This is a genomic window from Candidatus Nitrosopumilus sp., assembly GCF_029882185.1.
In the GTDB taxonomy this organism is placed as follows: domain Archaea; phylum Thermoproteota; class Nitrososphaeria; order Nitrososphaerales; family Nitrosopumilaceae; genus Nitrosopumilus.
In genome coordinates this window covers 21388-39106 of the sequence record NZ_JAOULD010000004.1, presented here as the reverse complement: position 1 = coordinate 39106, position 17719 = coordinate 21388, and the positions used below count along the sequence as shown (strand labels likewise).

The window sequence follows — 17719 nt, the reverse complement described above, 5'->3', positions numbered from 1 at the left end:
TTATAATAGAGATCTCTTATATCTGGTGAGGGAAATTTCATTTAATGACTGATATACTTAGTAAAAAATTAGAATCTAAAATAGATGATAAACTATTTGCAAAACGACATCGAAAACATTTGGATGATGGTTTTAAAAAAGGAAAAGTTGTCAATGAAGTTTTAGACAAACCAACTGTTATGACCTTATACAAAATGATTACTGATCATATTATTGCATACGTCAACGGTTCTGTAAGTGCTGGAAAAGAATCTGTCCTTTTCTGGGGTGTTGATGAAAACGATGTTAATGTTGCTCTGAAAATTTATTTGGTAAGTACTTCAAATTTTAAAAAACGTGAACCGTATATTCTTGGAGATCCACGATTTTCTCATGTAAAAAAAGGTACAAAAAATTTAGTTTATCTCTGGGCAAAAAAAGAATTTAAAAATCTGACTCAGTGTTATGAGGCTGGAATTCCAGTCCCTAGACCTCTATATGTGACTAACAACGTTTTAGCTATGGAATTTGTAGGTGATGGCGGGAAACCTGCCAAAACTTTACTGTATTCAGAAGTAGATGAAACTGACTATTTTCAAGCTATATCCATACTCAAGGATCTGTACAAGAAAGCAAAATTAGTTCATGGTGATTTTTCAGAATATAATATTTTTAAAACTGAGAATGGGTTAGTAGTTTTTGATTTAGGATCTGGCGTTGATCTTAGACATCCAAATGCTCAAGAATTTCTTAAACGAGATATTAATAACATTGGAAGATTCTTCAATAAAAGAGGAATCCCTATTGAAGATCCAGATGAACTATTTGAGGAGATTGTAAAATGAGCTTTGAAAAATTAATTCGCATTCCAAATGACCGTATTGCTGTTTTAATTGGTAAATCTGGTAGTGTAAAATCAAAAATTGAAACTGCTTGTTATGTTTCTCTTGATATTGACGGTGATACTGGTGAAGTTTTTATCAAGTCTGAAGGTGATGTAGAAAAAATACAACCCTTCAAAGCTATGGAGATTGTTACTGCTATCGGTCGAGGCTTTTCTCCTGAAAATGCAATGACTTTACTAAAAGGTGAAAATGCATTACATGTAATAGATCTTAGAGAATTCGCAGGAAAATCTAATGCAAATGTTGAAAGGATAAAAGGGAGGATTATTGGAGAAGGTGGTAGAGCAAGACGAAACATGGAAAATCTTAGTGGTACTCATATCTCAGTTTATGGAAAAACTGTTTCAATTATTGGCGATTCAAGTAAACTACGTTTAGCAGTTGATGCAATTTCCTCTATATCTAGTGGAAGTATGCATGGTGCTGTTTATACAAAATTAGAAGCTGCAAATAGAAAAGAAAAACAAGAGAAAATGAAATTGTGGGAAGATCAAGATGTCTTCTATTAAAGAAAAATTTAATCAGATTTCTCCTAGTGAGTTCTTTTACAGTAATCGTGATTTAGCTGGATTCAGTAATCCTACAAGATCATTATACACAGCTGTTCGAGAGTTTGTTGAAAATGCGTTGGATGCATGTGATCAAAAGGGGATTTTACCTGATGTCCATTTGACAATCAAGGCAGTTGATCCTGAAAAACCTGATCCTAAACCCTATATTTTGACCGTAAAAGATAATGGACCTGGAATAGACGCAGAGCATATTCCACTTGCATTTGGAACTGTTCTATATGGTTCTAAATTTGGACTAAAACAGGCAAGAGGGATGTTTGGACTCGGAGCAACTATGGCTATTCTTTATGGACAAATCACAACTAACAAACCAGTAACTGTGAAAAGCTCTGTAGATGGCGCAACTCAACATATTTTTGAATTATTACTTGACATTCAAAAGAATAAACCTGTAATTGTACAACATACAACGAAAGAAGTTTCAAAAAAAGGACTTACTGTAAGTATTTGCTTGGAAGGTGATTATTCTAAAGCTGGAAACAAAATACGAGACTATGTCTATGAAACTTCTTTGATCACACCATACGCATCTATTACTTTTGATGATCCAAAAGGGCAAAAATTCAGTCATCCTAGATTTGTAAAAGAAATTCCACCACCACCAACAATCATTCGTCCTCATCCACATGGGATTGATGTAGAAAGAATTAGAAGAATGATAGTAGAATCTCAATTTGAAATTCCTACTATTGACGATGCGATGATTGAAAAAGTAAGAAAGGATTTGGGATTATCTGCAAAAAGTTTTAGTTTTACAGGAATTATGGAGAAAGCAAAGAAGAAATGGAAAACACTTCCACGTCAAGTAAGAGTTGTAATTGCTTTGATGTCATTTTTAAAAATGGATTTTGATAAATTAAGCAAAATACGAATTGAAGATATTGATATGCCAAATAATAAATTATTTTATTGGGATTTTGGTGAGTCTCAATCAAATTCCATTGATATGGATCCTGAAAGTCCATACTACAAACAATTAACTAATACTGTTCAAGGTGAACCTCTTACCACATTTCTTACAAAACGATTTCAAAGAATTGGTCCTACAACTGCTGTGAAATTTGCAGAATTTGCAGGATTTAAACCAGAAAAACGGATGGGTACTTTGTCTAATGAAGAATTAGTTCAGCTTAGTGATTCACTTCAAAAATTTGAAGACTTTATGGCTCCTGATTCTACATGCTTGGCTCCTTTGGGAGAAGATCCATTAGAAAAGGGAATCAAGAAGTTCTTTAACCCTGATTTTACCGCAGTTGTTCAGCGTCCGCCCTCGGCATACTCTGGTTTTCCATTCATTGTTGAGATGGGAATTGCATATGGTGGGGATATCAAGTCTGGAGGGCCACATGTGTATCGTTATGCTAACAGAATTCCATTACTGTATGATGAGGGAAGTGATGTGGTTCTAAAAGTAGTCAATGACACTGATTGGGGAAGATACAAGGTAAAAGGTGATCCTCCATTCATCATAGTATCTCATATTTGTTCAACTAGGATACCATACAAAACAGCAGGAAAAGAAAATGTTGCTGACAGACAGGAAATTGAGAGGGAATTAAGATTGGCATTACAATTCTTATCAAGAAAATTGGCAGCATACATGTCTAAAAGGGGACAGGCTGATATGGCAAAAAAGAGGGCAAATCTTTATGCAAAATATATTCCATTAATTGCAGAATTTTGTACAGAACTTGCTGGTAAGAAAAAAGCACCTAATTATCAGAAAATATTGGATGATAATACAGTTGAATCTAAAAAAGTAGAGGAGGAAAAAGAAATTGAAAACAACTAAAGAACAAAGCAAGATAAATGCACGAAGCAAGAAAGCTGATGAAAAACAGAAAAACATCCTAGAGATGCTCAAAAGTCATGGTGCCAAAATTTATGATGATTTGGATAATGGACAATTCCCCAAATTCTCAATCCCGAGCAGATCTGTCAGTAACATAGTTTATGATAAAAAACTCCGACAATATATTTTGGGAAATAATGCAGCTATAAGAAACTCAAGAAATTCTGCACAATTAAGATCATTTACACAATTAATGTGGTTGGCATTTTTTGCAAATAGATTAACTCATGAAAAAAAGTCATCTACATTAAGAGATGTCTATTATTCTTCTCAGGCTTTCGCTATTGAATTTGAAGATCAATCAGAGTCAGATAATATCATCGTAGATTTAGAAGCTGTGACATCTAAACCTCGAGAAGATTTTCATATCTTCCCTGAGGAGAGAAGCTCTATTTTTGGTGATTTGAACATAGAATACACTATTCCTGGTTATGAGGGAAAAACTATGAACTTGTCAAATCATCCTGATGGTTATTCTATAGGTCCTAGTTTGACTACTGCCGAATTAGTAGATACAAGTGCAGAAATTGTCATTGCAATCGAAAAAGGTGGCCTTTTCACCAGATTTGTTGAAGAACAAATTGATAAAAAATTCAAATCAATCATCATTAACACTGGTGGACAAGCACCACGTTCAACTCGAACTCTGTTAAAGAGACTGCATGATGAAATGGGATTGCCTGTAATCGTTCTCACTGACGGAGATGTGTATGGAGAACACATTGCAATGGTTATAAAATCCGGTTCAGCAAATGCAGCTCATCTTAGAGAACTTACAGTGCCTGATGCAAAATGGGTAGGTGTTTGGGCTACTGATATTGAAAAATACAAACTGCCAACTATTCCTATGACTGAATCTGATATTAAGAGATGCTATGATCTTCAAAAAGATCCTAGATACCAAGATGGAATTTGGAAAAAAGAATTAGATGTATTTCTAAGATTAAAACGTAAAGCAGAATTGGAGGCTTTCTCAAAATATGGTCTCACAAATATTACAGACAAATATCTTCCACAAAAATTAGAATTAGCAAAAAGTCTATAGTTATTTTATTCTTAGTGTCAATACACCATTTCTGTATTTGAAATCAAAAATTTGCATATCGTTTACTCCTTCTATAGGAACTTCTTTTGAAAATCCTGCAGTTCCTCTGATGTATAATATGCCATCTACTAGTCTAACTGCAATTTTATCTTCTGGACCTGGAACTTCTGCAACAAAAACAAACTCGTTTTCTCCTTTTATCAAATCATAAACCCAATTCTTTGATTCTTGCTCTCTTGCTTGTGTGTAAATTGGTTTTTGATCTTTTGCCATTCTTTTCAGAACTCTGGCCCAGTAAAACATTGTAAGTGCTGCTGCACCAATTAGAATGAAACTCACAAAACCTGAATCTGCTCTTTGTGTCATGATGTAGATTATGCCTAAAAACAGAATTATGATGATGGGAATTACAAAATTCAAAGATTGTTCATTTGAATATGTTCCCTTATAACTTGCCAAACAGTAAAAATTATTGTCTGCCAAATATAAAGTATCTTTGGTTTTTATTACCATTTTTGAAATTTTAACTATTGTCTGATGGTAAACAATCTAAACTTTCAATCAGTCAAATTGCACTAAGAGGTGCTCTTATTGCAGTAATAATCACAATTCCCTCCATCATTACGTTTGTTCTTATCTGGATCATTTTAGATAATTTGATTTATGCTGCAATTTTAGGTGCAATCGTTCATTTCATTGCGATGGGGTTTTCATTAAAAATTTCTAAAAAAATCTTGGTCAAAAAATAATTGTATAGATCATGTTTTATGTTGTCATGATAATTAATAAAAATAATGTCTTATTCTGGAATTGAAAAAGATCTTGTATCTGAAATTTGTTTAGATGCAATCCAAGCTAAAGTTTACTTGTTGGTTACATGCTTTGGAAAAATGTCTTTTGAATCAATCGCTGAAAAATTAAAAATCTCTACAAATGATGCTAAAAAAGCATCACAAGATCTAATGTCTCTTGGTGCCTTTATTGATATTTCCCCCACCGAATTTGAAGCAATGCATCCTAGATTCACTGCTGTGAATATGTATAGAAAGATGTGTGAAAGACAAAATATTGAATTTAAGCGAAACAAAATAGTTGATAACATAGGAGTGATGTTGGAAAAACCCTATGATGATGCAAGAACTAAATAATACTAATGTTGGGTGAACAACGTTGAGTGTCGATACTGAAACCTGCAAACATCAGCCAGTTTACTTTGGTGTGATAAATATCAACATTGATGAACGAACCATAGGTTCAGTTGATGTTTGGAGATGTGGTGTTTGCAAGAAAAAATTCTGTGAAGAGAAACAACTTGGAATAGAAGAACTAGCAGACTTGGTAGGAATGCCCAAAATAGATCCTGATGCAAAATGGGGTGTTTCTGTATGCAAACTTCAACAAGGCAAATACAAATGGAAATTGGTAAAACTAAAAGAAAATGGAGAAATCAAACATGAGTGCCTTGATGAGAAAGTAATTCCTTTGAAGGTTAAAGATTTCAAAATTGAAGATGATAAACATTGGAGCTTCTTGATTGATGACAATGTTAACAAAGCTGTAGAAATTTAATTTTGACATGGAACTCAAAGTTCACATTAATAATATTCATGGAAGCCAAATGGCTGCTAAAATTACTGGTAAATTCACAATTGACGACCATGAGTTTCGTTTTACTGCTATTGCATTTGGTAGAATTGGTGGACAAAATATTGGTGCAAAGCTTTCCCAAACAACTGAAAAGGAATTAAAAAAATTAGGATATGATGTAGATGAAGTAATTTTATTACTCCAGAGAAATTTACTCCAAGGAGATTTGACTCTTCCAGAGGGTCTCACAAAAGAATCCTTTGTAGATGACTAGAATTCTGCTTCTTCTAATGCCTTAGCACATGAACAACTTCTTGTTTTAGGAATTTTATCAATTAATTCAGTTAAAACTTTCTTTGTTCTTTCTACATTCTTTGAAAGTGTTTCAAGAACTTCTTTAGCTGTAACTGGTTTTTCTGCCCAAACATCATAATCTGTAACAGTAGAAATTGATGCATAGCACATTTGTGCTTCTCTTGCTAGTTGACATTCTGGCACTAGTGTCATTCCAATAATATCTGCGCCTGTAGTTCTATAAAATTTTGATTCTGCTTTAGTAGAGAATCTCGGACCTTCAATACAGACATATGTACAATACTTGTGCATGTTCATATCCAGATTATCTGTTACTTGTAGAATTGATGATTGCAATTCTGGACAAAAAGGATCTGCAACTGAAATGTGGATTACTCTTCCATCTTCTGAAAACGTTCCCTCTCTTGATTTTGTAAAATCTAGGAATTGACTAGGTAATGCAAAATGACCTGGTTCGAACTCTTCTTTTAAACTTCCTACAGCTGATGGTGCAATAATTCTGGTGACACCTAATTCTTTAAAAGCCCAAATGTTTGCTTTGAAATTAATTTTATGTGGGGGGATTGCATGTTTTTTTCCATGTCTTGGAAGAAATGCAATTTTTCTTCCTTTGAAAATTCCAACAGTGATTATGTCTGAAGGTTTTCCGTATGGTGTATCAATATCAATTTCTTGTGGATTTTCAAGTAAACCTGAATCGTAAATTCCTGTTCCTCCAAAAATTCCTATTTCTACATCTTTTTCCATTAATATTTCACCAATGATTTACACTTATAATTACTGATTCCTTTGATTCCGTTAAGTTCAACTAATTCTATTATGAAAGCAAACCCTACAATTTTGCCTCCAACTTTTTCAATTAATTTTGCAGATGCTTTAGCGGTACCACCTGTTGCAAGCAAGTCATCACAAATTAGTACTTTTTCTCCTTTTTTGATGATGTCTTTTTGAATTTCTATTGTATCTTTTCCATATTCAATCGTGTATGCTAATTTTGTAGTTTTACCGGGCAATTTCCCATCTTTCCGAATCATCATCATTCCTTTGTTGTATCTTGAGGCTAAAATTGAGGCCAGAATGAATCCTCTTGACTCTATCCCTGCAAAAATATCCACATCTTTTGGATGGAAATATTTTGAAAATTCATCTGCAATAAATGATAATGAAGATGGATCTTTTAAAATTGGACTAAAGTCCCTGAATAAAATGCCTTTTTTAGGGAAATTTGGATATTCTGCAATTTTGTCCTTAAGATTCATGATCAGTGTCATGATTATCTGAAATAAAATTGTTTGAACCTATTCAATTTTAAATGTTGTTTCTGCATTACTATGTGCATCTGAGACCTTGATCGTATATGTTCCAGGCTCTGTATCTTTTGGTATTATCCATGGTTGGTTAATTTCACCTTCTTTTGATGCTGGGAATGATAATTCGTCAATAATCTCTCCATCTTCTGCAATAATATCAAGTTCAACTGTTTGCGAAGCTCCGAAAACATGTATGTTGATTGTTTTACCGTACCCTGGAATTTCTTGTCCTATTCCCACTTCTATTGTCATGCCTTCAGATTTTTCTCTGACAACATTGATTACTGCATTGTCAAAGTTTGATCCACTTTTTGCATTAATTATCCATTCTCCTCTCTTTGCATCTGTTGGAACCCTAAATGACCCTTCTGAAATTTTTCCATTTTTGTCTGAAAATGTTTCTTTGATCTTCACTTCTTCACCTTCTGGATTGATCAAAGTTACTGTGAGAAGAACGTTTGAACCTGTTTCACCTAAAACCAAAATTGAATCCCCTGGATGGTAATCTAACTTTGTTGTATTGATTTTGATTTCTCCAGAACCTGTTTGCAGGCCTACTGTGAAAACTTCTGAACTTTGTGCAGTACCTTTACTGATAACTGCGGTATATACCCCTGATGAATAACCATCTAACTTTAGAGTGTGGGTTCCTCGTCCATCTGGTTGTAAAGTGATGGATGTTGATTTTCCTTTTGGTTTGTCTGAAGGATCAATAATTAACAAATTGACAACCTCTGATGCTTTTCCTGATAGTGTAATAACTGCTGTCTCTCCAATTTTATAACTGAGTTTATCAAATTCCAAATTTACAGGAATTGTTGGAAGTTGACCCAGTCCTGCATATGTGAATTCTTTTTCTTTTTCTTGCGTTGCAATCAATGTGTATGTTCCTTCTGGAGTGCTTTGTGTAGTAGGGAATTCAAATTTTACAAATCCTGTTTCATCAACTTTGACGATATCTGAAACAATTTCTTTTCCTAAAGGATCTTCTAATACTATTTCAATTGATTTGTTGGGTAATGCTGTTCCATTAAATTTCATGGTCTCACCTGGTTCATATTTTAAATTGTTAGGAGTAATGATGATTACTTTATCTGATTTTATTTCCCACTCTCCAGTTATTGTATTTCTTCCATCTGAAATAGTTCCTATGTACTTACCAAATGGTCTATCCAATGGAACTAGTAATGAATCTAATTTCCAATTTCCTTTACTGTCTGTTTCTGCTGTCCTTGTTCTGATGATATTGTTGTCTGGTCCCATAATCTCTATCGAAACACCACTACCTGGAGATGCTGTTCCAAAAATTTCTAAAAAGTCTCCTCTATGAACAATTTTTGGAATTCCTTTAACTGTAAGTGGTGTATTTACGTCATCTGGAATTCTATTGATGTTTTCTCCAATTCTGAGACTCAATTTCTTTTCTTGACCTTCTTTGTCTTTTATAATGAAATCTACTCTGTCAGCTTTTTGCTCCTTTGGAATTTTCATTGTGGTTATAAAATGACCCTCTTCATCTGTCACAAAAGTTCCCAGTTTCTTAGAATCAATATAAAAATCAAATTCTTGTGATGATCCAAAATTGTCTCCTGTTACTCTGATTGTTGAATCCACATTTGGTTTTTCTGGGACTATTCTAAATTCTGATTTCAATAATATGCCTTGACCAACTGTCCCTGAATTTTGATTTGGTTTTGGATTCTTAACAACTTTCTTTATTTCTCCAGGAGATGTAATTCCTGTGTCAATTTGTGTATTCTTTTTATCTAAAACTTTCCAATTAATGCCTGTGATTGGCTTGTCTGTCTTTATTCCAAATTTTACAGATTCTCCAGGTTTGATGGATTCTGATGATGTAAAAATAATTACTCCTTGGGCATTCTTTTCTCCTACCCATCCTTTTTCTGTTTTAAATGACTTGAAATTAAAATCACTTCCAAGCCAAATTCTCAAAGTGTTGACTTCTTTATCTGAATCATTTGTCAATTCCATTACTGATGTTTCATCTAACGCAATACTGGTAACTGTGATTTCTTCAGCATAGATATCTGATGGCAATATCATTAATACTGTTGAAAGTAACAATGCAATTGCTAGGAAAATTCCTCTAGTAGAGGATCTATTCATGTAATTCAAATTCAATATCTCTCACTTAAACCTTAAAGATTTTTCCTCGTATTTCTATTTCTCAGTTTAGTGCTTTTCATGAGCAAACTTCTTAAATCTTAATGCTTGGCCTTTTGAAATTTGTCCAAGTCCAGTTTTGTACCTTCGTTTTGGTATTGTCTAATACGTTCTGCAATTAGTCTGTATAATGATCTGAATTGATCTTTGGTTTTGTCTGATAGAAAACTGGTTTCTTCTAATGTAATCTTCTCACAGATGTATCTTGTAATCTCCTCGTTATTGAATTCCCCCCAATCCTCATCTCTATGATCTTGCCAAATTTTTTTCAATTTTTCTAAAACTCCTTTGCCTTCTTTAGATGTAAGGTCTTGAGGGGAAAGGTTGGAAAAGCCTTCTCTCCTTAGCTTAATTTCATAGGTTTGGTTTACTGGATACAAATAATCTTCAAGAGCAATATAATCTTCAATTGATTCCAGCTTCTTACCTTCTCTTTCAAAGAAAATAGTTTGTATTGGTGAAAATTCATTTGAAACAAGCTGAGCAGAGATCTGTTTTGATTCTTCAGAGTTGTCTAATAAAACAAATGTTCTATATCCGTGGTTTCTGTAAAATATTGCTAATGGTAAAACTGAATTTTTGTTATATGCTGCAACTACATTTAGTGGATTCATTGAAATATTTGGGTCTTGCAAGAATTTGTCAAATGCATTAAGATACATTGCATCTGACATTGTTTCTACTATGATTATTGGCCTTGAGTTTGTTCCTATTTCTCTATCTACAATGGATTCAACTTGACCCCTACAAAGTCCATATAAAATAGGTGTCAGTGTTTTATCATCCGCATTCCAATAATCATAAAATATTCTGCTGAGATGTTTTCTCTTGTCTAGTTCTACCACAAGTAAGTTTCCTGGTGTATAATCAAATATCATAAATGGTGAGTGTGTTGCATATAATACTTGGTTTGATCCAGCCAAATTCTTCAGTAAATCTGAAATTCCCATCTGTTGTGTAGGGTGTAAATTTCTTGCGGGTTCGTCTAATAGTAGTATTGCTTCTTTTAACTCTGCTCTTTGTGTTTCAGCTGCAAAGTTGACAATAAATGAAAATGTCCATTTGAAACCTTCGGCTCTTCTGTTTAACAATCCTGTGTTTGTAATAGTTCCATCTCTGTGAACATCTGAAATTACAACACTCATTATGTTGCCTGGATTATATCTCAAGTCAACATGGATGGGATCACCTTTCCATGCTGGATTTAATTTTTTACTTAATCTATTACTTGCCGCATTGAGAAGTTTAATGCATTTTGAAGGACTCTCTTTGACCTCGTCTAACTCTTTGATATCTAGTTCTGCTAAATAGAATAGATTTCTAACTGTCTCTGCTTTGTCGAATTCTTCAATAAACTCTATTGAATCTGGACGTTTGCCACTTTCTTCTCTGAGATATTCATTGAGATTGATATTTCCGTAGATTTTTTTGTAATCTGAAAAATAAACAAATCTTGGATGTAATTCTGATGCAATAAAATTTTGCAACGCGACTTTTTCACTTTCTCCACTTAGAAGATTTGAAAATTGACTTTCTGGACTATCATAGATTTTCTCCCATTCTTCAATGACTTTGGGCTCTTGAATTGCTATGACGTGAAATTGATTGCTAAATTCTGCCATTCCTCTATCAAACACTTCTTGGTTTTTTGGAACTTCGCCTTCAAAGAATTTTGTATCAATTTGGATTCTCAGGTGATTTGGAATGGTATCTAAGAAACTAAAAATTTGTCTTGAGAAATTCTCCCAAGAGTTTAATCCTTCATTGCCATCTTCACCGAGTTTGATATTTTCAAATTCATATTGGACCCTTGGATTTTGATTCGTTCTAAATAATTTAATTTTCTTTATTTCTGGCAGTCCTGGAAATTTTTCTTTAATGATGCTGATTTCATTTTGACTTAGATCAAACTCACCTTCGGCTAGTCTCATTTCTTCCTTTAATTCCTCATTCATTTCGTCACAAAGATCTAATTCTGAAATTTCTTCATCTTTATTCAACAGTGTCAGTGCTTGAAGAATTGTAGTTTTTCCACTTTCATTTCTTCCTACAAAAGCTGCTAAATCTCCAACTGTAATTTCTCCAGAATCATGAATGCAACGATATGCTCTAACTCTGAATTTTCTAAGTCGCATCTAGCGATATTTAGTTGGCTACGATTTAACTCATTCGTCAAATTGATCTTGACCCTTGAAATTTTGCTAAATAGATATAAGGGAATTATAGATTTTAAAACAAAATGGCTACTAAACGAGTTTTTGTTGTATTTGTTTTACCTGTAATTTTCTCAATAGTGTTTGGTGCTGCAGTTTTGTCTGATGTTCTTCAAAAACCTGATAGAGAACTAAACCTGTTGCCCATGTCTTTTTCTGATGGGGGCTCTTCTCACAATGCCTCAATTGAAATAATTGGACTATCTAAGCAGTATTCTACATCAGAACCTGTTGAAATTCAAGTTAAAATCAGTGATTCTTCATTTAGTTGTGGAGATCTATACATTACAGTTTATTCTTCTGGAAAAAGTGACGTAATTACACAAGGCGGATTCTTTGAACAATGTTTTGAATCTGGAAGCAAAATAATTCCAGTTGGAGACACATTTTCTGAGGTAATTACTATTCCTGGTTCGTATGATATAGTCATAGAAATGGTCTCAAAACAACTCAAGAATATCTCTGCTAAAGGAACTTTTACTGTTAAATAGGAATTAAATACTGATTGATAATTAAGAAATTGAAATTAAAATTTAAGGTGATTTGATGGCAAAGAAAAAAGATACTCTGATTGAAGAAGCAGAAAAAATCAAGGCTGATCTTGATGAGTTAAAAAAGAAAAAGAAAATTCTTGATGATAAACCTGCAAAGAAAACAGCAAAAAAAGCAGAAGCTAAACCTGCAAAGAAAACAGCAAAAAAAGCAGAAGCTAAACCTGCAAAGAAAACAGCAAAAAAAGCAGAAGCTAAACCTGCAAAGAAAACAGCAAAAAAAGCAGAAGCTAAACCTGAAAAAGTAAAAAAATTAACTAAAAAAGAATTAGAAGAAGCTAAAAGAGAAGCTGAGAAAACACTAGAAGAAGAATTAGAAGAGCAATTATCTGACGAAGAAATTGAAAATTTCCAAATAGAAAAAGTTGACATGGAAAGATTGACAAACAAAGTTTGTGATATTTTGGCTGAGAAAGAATCTGATGGAATGTTCCAAGGTGAATTATGGAAAAAGCTTAAACTGACAAATCAAATTGGTTCTCGTTTAGCATTAAAACTTGAAAGAATGGGTACAATCACAAGGGAAAAACTTCTTGAGAATAATCGTTGGACGTACAAATTAATTTTAAAGAAGACTCCGATTAGCACTCAATCAATTGAGAATGCACCATGTTTAGTTTGTCCTGTAGAGCAGAAATGTTCACTAGAAGGTGAAATTAGTCCTAGAAACTGCCAGTTCATTGAGGATTGGGTACTTGCTGAATTGAAAAAACCTGTGAAGGCCAAATGAAACTAGCTGATGCACGAAAAGATCACTATCGTAGATTAGCCCATGAACAAGGTTTTCGAAGCAGAGCTGCGTTTAAACTACAAGAATTAAATCGTTCATACCGTCTTATAGGGCCTGGATTCAATGTTCTGGATCTTGGATGTGCTCCTGGAGGTTGGACTCAAATGGCTATGAAATTAGTTGGAAATCAAGGTAAAGTTATGGGAGTTGATTTGTCTTATGTGGAAGAAATTCCAGGTGCTCATATTATACGAGAAAATATTGAAGATGAACATGTAGTTGATGAAGTATTATCTTATTTTGGACGTAAGGTTAATGCAGTTATCTGTGATCTTTCACCACAAGTAAGCGGAAATTGGTCCGTTGATCATGCAAAACAAATTTCACTGAATTATGACTGTACAAAAATCATGGACAAAGTTTTAGCACATAAAGGAAATGCTGTCTTCAAAGTTTTTGACGGTGAATACTCTATGGAATTTAGAGATTATGTGAAGAAAAAATTCTCTAGAGTTAATCTCACAAAACCTGACGCAAGTAGAAAACAAAGTAGTGAATTGTATCTTGTATGTTTAGGTTTTATTGGATAGTTTCAAAAATTTTTATTATCTCGTTGATATTTGCATTGGTTCTAAATCCTGTTGGATTAAATGCTGTTATGCTAGATAAAAATCCGTTTTCTTTTAACCTTGAAATTACTTTTTCTAATTTTGGTGGCGATGATTTCATTAAAGACGCAATTTCATCTACTGTAAAATAAGTTCCAGGCATGTCTGCTTCTTCTAGGCATTTAAGAAGTGTTTTTTCACAAATTTTGTCTGTTTCTAATTCAGAGTTTTCATCCAGCATATTTTGAACAAATTCTCTGTCAAAAAGATTTCCAATCCATAATGGTCCTGCAATGCTAATTTTTGATTTACATAGTTTGCATTCCTGTTCTTGCTCTAATGTGATTTCTCTATACCCGCAATTTTTACAATGCAGAATATATCCTAGATTTTCTTTCTGATCTGGTCTGTTGAAAACTTTGACATATGTTCTATAGTAATGCATTTCACTTTCCACAAACATTGGAGTAATTTCCACGCCTAATCTTGCTGCTACTGCTCTCAGTGCACCTAGTATTAGCCTAATTGCGATTTCATTTCCGTACTCTGTTCTAACTGGAATTCCTCCATACTTTCTTTTACAGGCAGATTGAAAGAGACCGTTTAAGACTTGAAGGTCTGTTGCTGCAGTTGATAATATGCCTCCATGCATAGTTGCTCTAATCCCACAATCAAAATATGCTGCAGGCGAGCCAAATGGATCTATGTCTACTATTGAACCTCTTTCTCCTTTTTTTGAATAGTTGCTAAAAAATCTACATACTTCTTTTTCAGAAAATTCTATATTTTTTATTTCATTTAGATTTGCTGAATACTCTGCCATTTTTAGCGCAGTGGGATTAAGATCATTGATTATCACTTTTTCAACATCCAATTCATTTGCTACTCGTAATCCTCTTGCACCAACTCCTGATAGACCCTCTAAGAAAATTCTTGGACCTTGAAATTTTTTTAGAAAAGCTGAATATGCAATTATGGAAAAATCTCTATTCACCTTTGCTTTGGGATTAAAAAATGCAGGTTTCATTGGAGGAACTTTATCTGTGATTGATTTTTTTGGGACTAGTAGTTTTGTTTTACCCTCAATTATTTCTTGAAAAGTTTCGTCTGGAAATTCCAATTGGTTTTCAATTTTTCTAAACGTCTAACGGTTTAATACTTGTGTTTTAAGACACAATTCGTGCAAATTTGTGGTATTGATGATGCTGGACGTGGCCCAATGTTGGGACCTCTAGTGATAGCTGGAATTTCATTGCAGAAAAAAAATATTAAAAAATTAAGTGCATTAGGTGTAAAAGATTCAAAAAAGCTTACTCCTAAATTGCGTGAACAACTTTACAAAAAAATTATTGAAATTGTAGATGATTACTATATTGCAAAAATTCCTCCTAGGTCTATTGATGCTAGTGTAAAGAAACACTGTCTAAATGGTTTAGAGGCAAAATATATGGCAAAAGTTGTTTCAAAATTAAATCCTGATATTTCATATGTTGATTCATGCGATGTAAATCCAATTAGATTTGGAAAAGAAATATCCAAACTATCTGATAATCATAAGATCAAGTCATTTCATCGTGCAGACAGTAGGTTTGTAGTAGTTTCTGCAGCTTCCATCTTAGCTAAAGTTACTAGAGACAAAGCAATAATGAAATTAAGAAAAGAATATGATTTGGGAAGTGGTTATCCCTCTGATTCTGTCACTGTCAAATTTGTAACAAAATATTATAAACAAAATAATGAGATGCCTAAATTTGTGCGTAAAAGCTGGAAACCTGTTCAGAAAATAATTGACAATAACTAATTTTTGAATTTTGAAATTACAATTGCATGATCCTTGTCATAAGGGTGCAAATCAATAGTCTGTAAAACATCAAATCTTGGTTTCAATTTCTCTATTTCTTCTTCCACAATTCTTTTTGGTGCTTTTGTAACATCTATACTTCGAGTTTTGATAACTAAAAAGAAATACCCTCCTTTTTTTAGATACATCTCACAATTATCCATCGCAATTTGTGTTTGATCCGGTTGCGCAATATCTACATACACTACATCTACTTTTCCAAATACTGAAAAATACTCTTTTGGTTTTCTTGCATCTTGCAAAATTGGAATAATGTTTTTTCTATATGTTGCAACTCTATCTAAGAAATCCCTTGCAACTCTACTTGCATGTTCTACTGCAAAGACTATTCCCATAGGTCCTACAATATCTGAAATATGGCTAACTGTAGTTCCTGTAGATGCTCCTAGATACAAAACCGAACTTTTATTTTCAAAAGGAAAATAATCAAGATCATTCATTATTGCTGCAGCTAATTTGCTCCTAAATGGATCCCATAATCTGTACTCAATATTCTTTTTAATAATTAATTTTTCTTTGTAAACTTGATTTCCAGGAACCATGTTTTCAGTTGCTAGCTTGTTTTGGCCTTCTGATTTTATCCAAAAAAATGATTTATTATCTTCTTCCAAACTTCTTTCTCTTTTTATTTGAATTCTTGTCTTCTCTTCTTGGACTATCTCTATAGCTTCCTTCTCTTCTATCTCCACCTTCTCTTCTTGGACTATCTCTATAGCTTCCTTCTCTTCTATCTGCTCTTCTTCTATCTCCACCTTCTCTTCTTGGACTATCTCTATAGCTTCCTTCTCTTCTAAATGATGGAGGTGGTCTCGTGTCTTTTTCAGTAGGATTTTCATATTTCTTGCCTATTTCATCAACTCTAACGTTTAGTTTCTCAAGTAAAGTTTGGTTCAATCCTTCACCGTATACATCAACTCTTGCAGCAATGACTGCTTTTGCAGCAACTGCACGTGCAATTTTTCCTCTTTGCCATCTTGGAGCTGCATGAACCATCGCATGTTGGAATAGTAATCCGTGTTTTGGAGGTTGAGAACCTGTTTTCAATGATCTGAATAATGCTTTTTCAGCTCCTAGGACTTGAATTGTACTGGCAGGAAGTGATGCCATTTTTTTAAGACTACCAGCTCTTCCTAATATTCTTGCACCAACTGCGGTTCCTAGAATTGCTGAAAGATTTGGAGCAATCTCTTGCATTTCTGTTTCAACATGTTCTTCAAGTTTTTTACGTAATTCATGAAAGTCTAAAACTTGTTTTGCAATTGATTGCACAATTGCTAAATTGATATCCGAAATGTCTCCTCCTCTGCTTTTTGATGAAATTAATGATAACATTTCCACTTTTGATTCTGGAAAACCTGCATCTTCAAAAACTTGTTTAGTTAATGACTCTCGTTTGCCTGCCAGAACAATTTGTGCATATCCATTAATACTATCAATTATGTTGTCTAATTCTGGAAAGTGCAATCCATACCATTCTCTTAGTCTTGAACTCAGTCCGTTTGCAATCTTATCAATTTCATCTAGAGAATTAATTGCTTGGATGATGTGGAGATCTGGACTCTCTGAGACTTCCGTAACTTTTGAAGATGAAAAATCTAAAGCAAATTCTCTTAATTTTCCTAATGTATCTTGTAAGTTAGAAGCAAAACCTGAATCGACAATAATTTGTGGTTTTGTATCTTGAACTGTAGCTAATTCTGAGGATTCCATTAAATGACAATCAATTGAATATTTTTTTAGAATTGCAAGTAATGATTCATCACTTACAGAAAATCCTCTCTGAGTAGATGCTAAATAATTTATCAGTTCATTTAATTTTGATTCTTTATTTTTCACAAGCAAGTATTCTTTCACAGGGTTTGAGAAAGCAAATGCCTTGTCTAGTTTCCCATCGTTGAAAACTGAGATTCCTAACTCTGTTAATATTACAGAATACATGACTAGTTGATTCTAAATCACCTTTAAAAAAGGTACCAGAATCACGAATCAACTGTTATATTCGAAACT

Annotated in this window: 20 protein-coding genes; 12 read left to right on the top strand and 8 right to left on the bottom strand. The window is 33.4% G+C overall.

Going from position 1 to position 17719, the window contains the following annotated elements; all coding sequences use genetic code 11:
* The first annotated feature begins 44 nt into the window (after window positions 1-44).
* The 4 genes from OEW78_RS02230 to OEW78_RS02215 are packed head-to-tail and all read left to right on the top strand — an operon-like array spanning window position 45 to window position 4353.
* A complete protein-coding gene (locus OEW78_RS02230; protein WP_300323423.1) occupies window positions 45-824 on the top strand; it encodes a serine protein kinase RIO in 780 nt (259 codons plus the stop codon).
* A complete protein-coding gene (locus OEW78_RS02225; RefSeq protein WP_300323420.1) occupies window positions 821-1393 on the top strand; it encodes a KH domain-containing protein in 573 nt (190 codons plus the stop codon). Before OEW78_RS02230 ends, OEW78_RS02225 begins: the two co-directional genes overlap by 4 nt.
* Window positions 1380-3248 carry a DNA topoisomerase VI subunit B gene (locus OEW78_RS02220; RefSeq protein WP_300323417.1) on the top strand — a complete coding sequence of 623 codons (1869 nt, stop codon included), beginning with the start codon at window positions 1380-1382 and terminating at the stop codon, window positions 3246-3248. Before OEW78_RS02225 ends, OEW78_RS02220 begins: the two co-directional genes overlap by 14 nt.
* Entirely contained in the window at window positions 3235-4353 is a 1119-nt protein-coding gene (locus OEW78_RS02215) for a DNA topoisomerase IV subunit A (RefSeq protein ID WP_300323414.1), read from the top strand. Before OEW78_RS02220 ends, OEW78_RS02215 begins: the two co-directional genes overlap by 14 nt.
* Here OEW78_RS02215 and OEW78_RS02210 read toward each other — a convergent pair whose 3' ends face one another.
* Window positions 4354-4866 (bottom strand): Hsp20/alpha crystallin family protein, encoded by a 513-nt coding sequence (locus OEW78_RS02210; RefSeq protein WP_366523012.1) that lies wholly within the window; start codon window positions 4864-4866, stop codon window positions 4354-4356.
* A gap of 17 nt (window positions 4867-4883) precedes the next feature.
* Here OEW78_RS02210 and OEW78_RS02205 point away from each other — a divergent pair, with 17 nt between their 5' ends.
* The 4 genes from OEW78_RS02205 to OEW78_RS02190 are packed head-to-tail and all read left to right on the top strand — an operon-like array spanning window position 4884 to window position 6214.
* Window positions 4884-5102, top strand: a complete 219-nt coding sequence (locus tag OEW78_RS02205; RefSeq protein WP_300323408.1) for a hypothetical protein — start codon at window positions 4884-4886, stop codon at window positions 5100-5102.
* A gap of 45 nt (window positions 5103-5147) precedes the next feature.
* Window positions 5148-5501 (top strand): hypothetical protein, encoded by a 354-nt coding sequence (locus OEW78_RS02200; protein WP_300323405.1) that lies wholly within the window; start codon window positions 5148-5150, stop codon window positions 5499-5501.
* A gap of 22 nt (window positions 5502-5523) precedes the next feature.
* The gene (locus OEW78_RS02195; protein ID WP_300323402.1) at window positions 5524-5922 is read left to right on the top strand and encodes a hypothetical protein; all 399 of its coding nucleotides are present in this window, start codon (window positions 5524-5526) and stop codon (window positions 5920-5922) included.
* Window positions 5923-5929: 7 nt separating this feature from the next.
* Complete coding sequence (locus OEW78_RS02190; protein WP_300323399.1) at window positions 5930-6214, top strand: hypothetical protein; 285 nt, start codon at window positions 5930-5932, stop codon at window positions 6212-6214.
* On the opposite strand, the gene OEW78_RS02185 is transcribed toward OEW78_RS02190, so the two are convergent.
* The 4 genes from OEW78_RS02185 to OEW78_RS02170 form a co-directional block, all read right to left on the bottom strand.
* Entirely contained in the window at window positions 6211-7002 is a 792-nt protein-coding gene (locus tag OEW78_RS02185) for an S-methyl-5'-thioadenosine phosphorylase (RefSeq protein WP_300323395.1), read from the bottom strand. The genes OEW78_RS02190 and OEW78_RS02185 overlap by 4 nt on opposite strands.
* Window positions 7002-7514, bottom strand: a complete 513-nt coding sequence (locus OEW78_RS02180; RefSeq protein WP_300323392.1) for an adenine phosphoribosyltransferase — start codon at window positions 7512-7514, stop codon at window positions 7002-7004. Before OEW78_RS02180 ends, OEW78_RS02185 begins: the two co-directional genes overlap by 1 nt.
* Before the next feature lie 39 nt (window positions 7515-7553).
* On the bottom strand, window positions 7554-9692 hold the full coding sequence (locus OEW78_RS02175; protein ID WP_300323389.1) for a biofilm-associated protein: 2139 nt from the start codon (window positions 9690-9692) through the stop codon (window positions 7554-7556).
* Between the two features lie 98 nt (window positions 9693-9790).
* Window positions 9791-11884, bottom strand: coding sequence for an AAA family ATPase (locus OEW78_RS02170; protein ID WP_300323387.1), 2094 nt, complete (start codon window positions 11882-11884; stop codon window positions 9791-9793).
* Window positions 11885-11988: 104 nt separating this feature from the next.
* On the opposite strand from OEW78_RS02170, the gene OEW78_RS02165 reads away from it, so the two are divergent.
* From OEW78_RS02165 to OEW78_RS02155, 3 genes are read left to right on the top strand one after another with little or no spacing between them, the layout of a single operon-like run.
* Complete coding sequence (locus OEW78_RS02165; RefSeq protein WP_300323383.1) at window positions 11989-12453, top strand: hypothetical protein; 465 nt, start codon at window positions 11989-11991, stop codon at window positions 12451-12453.
* Window positions 12454-12508: 55 nt separating this feature from the next.
* Window positions 12509-13243 (top strand): transcriptional regulator, encoded by a 735-nt coding sequence (locus tag OEW78_RS02160; protein WP_300323380.1) that lies wholly within the window; start codon window positions 12509-12511, stop codon window positions 13241-13243.
* Window positions 13240-13833: an RlmE family RNA methyltransferase gene (locus OEW78_RS02155; protein ID WP_300323377.1), complete on the top strand. Its 594-nt coding sequence runs from the start codon at window positions 13240-13242 to the stop codon at window positions 13831-13833. The genes OEW78_RS02160 and OEW78_RS02155 overlap by 4 nt, the downstream gene beginning before the upstream one ends.
* Here the strand turns inward: OEW78_RS02155 and OEW78_RS02150 are convergent.
* A complete protein-coding gene (locus tag OEW78_RS02150) occupies window positions 13823-14971 on the bottom strand; it encodes a tRNA (guanine-N1)-methyltransferase (protein WP_300323375.1) in 1149 nt (382 codons plus the stop codon). The two genes, OEW78_RS02155 and OEW78_RS02150, sit on opposite strands and share 11 nt — an antisense overlap.
* Window positions 14972-15031: 60 nt before the next feature.
* Here OEW78_RS02150 and rnhB point away from each other — a divergent pair, with 60 nt between their 5' ends.
* Window positions 15032-15652 carry a ribonuclease HII gene (rnhB, locus tag OEW78_RS02145; RefSeq protein ID WP_300323372.1) on the top strand — a complete coding sequence of 207 codons (621 nt, stop codon included), beginning with the start codon at window positions 15032-15034 and terminating at the stop codon, window positions 15650-15652.
* Here the strand turns inward: rnhB and OEW78_RS02140 are convergent.
* Both OEW78_RS02140 and OEW78_RS02135 read right to left on the bottom strand, forming a co-directional pair.
* On the bottom strand, window positions 15649-16323 hold the full coding sequence (locus tag OEW78_RS02140; RefSeq protein WP_300323369.1) for a fibrillarin-like rRNA/tRNA 2'-O-methyltransferase: 675 nt from the start codon (window positions 16321-16323) through the stop codon (window positions 15649-15651). The two genes, rnhB and OEW78_RS02140, sit on opposite strands and share 4 nt — an antisense overlap.
* Window positions 16310-17650, bottom strand: a complete 1341-nt coding sequence (locus OEW78_RS02135; RefSeq protein ID WP_300323366.1) for a ribonucleotide-diphosphate reductase subunit beta — start codon at window positions 17648-17650, stop codon at window positions 16310-16312. Before OEW78_RS02135 ends, OEW78_RS02140 begins: the two co-directional genes overlap by 14 nt.
* Window positions 17651-17719 lie beyond the last annotated feature (69 nt).

Coding starts and splice junctions, on each gene's coding strand:
- OEW78_RS02230 (WP_300323423.1), top strand. CDS start 45: ATGACTGATATACTTAGTAAAAAATTAGAATCTAAAATAGATGATAAA.
- OEW78_RS02225 (WP_300323420.1), top strand. CDS start 821: ATGAGCTTTGAAAAATTAATTCGCATTCCAAATGACCGTATTGCTGTT.
- OEW78_RS02220 (WP_300323417.1), top strand. CDS start 1,380: ATGTCTTCTATTAAAGAAAAATTTAATCAGATTTCTCCTAGTGAGTTC.
- OEW78_RS02210 (WP_366523012.1), bottom strand. CDS start 4,866: ATGGTAATAAAAACCAAAGATACTTTATATTTGGCAGACAATAATTTT.
- OEW78_RS02200 (WP_300323405.1), top strand. CDS start 5,148: ATGTCTTATTCTGGAATTGAAAAAGATCTTGTATCTGAAATTTGTTTA.
- OEW78_RS02190 (WP_300323399.1), top strand. CDS start 5,930: ATGGAACTCAAAGTTCACATTAATAATATTCATGGAAGCCAAATGGCT.
- OEW78_RS02185 (WP_300323395.1), bottom strand. CDS start 7,002: ATGGAAAAAGATGTAGAAATAGGAATTTTTGGAGGAACAGGAATTTAC.
- OEW78_RS02180 (WP_300323392.1), bottom strand. CDS start 7,514: ATGAATCTTAAGGACAAAATTGCAGAATATCCAAATTTCCCTAAAAAA.
- OEW78_RS02175 (WP_300323389.1), bottom strand. CDS start 9,692: ATGAATAGATCCTCTACTAGAGGAATTTTCCTAGCAATTGCATTGTTA.
- OEW78_RS02170 (WP_300323387.1), bottom strand. CDS start 11,884: ATGCGACTTAGAAAATTCAGAGTTAGAGCATATCGTTGCATTCATGAT.
- OEW78_RS02165 (WP_300323383.1), top strand. CDS start 11,989: ATGGCTACTAAACGAGTTTTTGTTGTATTTGTTTTACCTGTAATTTTC.
- OEW78_RS02160 (WP_300323380.1), top strand. CDS start 12,509: ATGGCAAAGAAAAAAGATACTCTGATTGAAGAAGCAGAAAAAATCAAG.
- OEW78_RS02155 (WP_300323377.1), top strand. CDS start 13,240: ATGAAACTAGCTGATGCACGAAAAGATCACTATCGTAGATTAGCCCAT.
- OEW78_RS02135 (WP_300323366.1), bottom strand. CDS start 17,650: ATGTATTCTGTAATATTAACAGAGTTAGGAATCTCAGTTTTCAACGAT.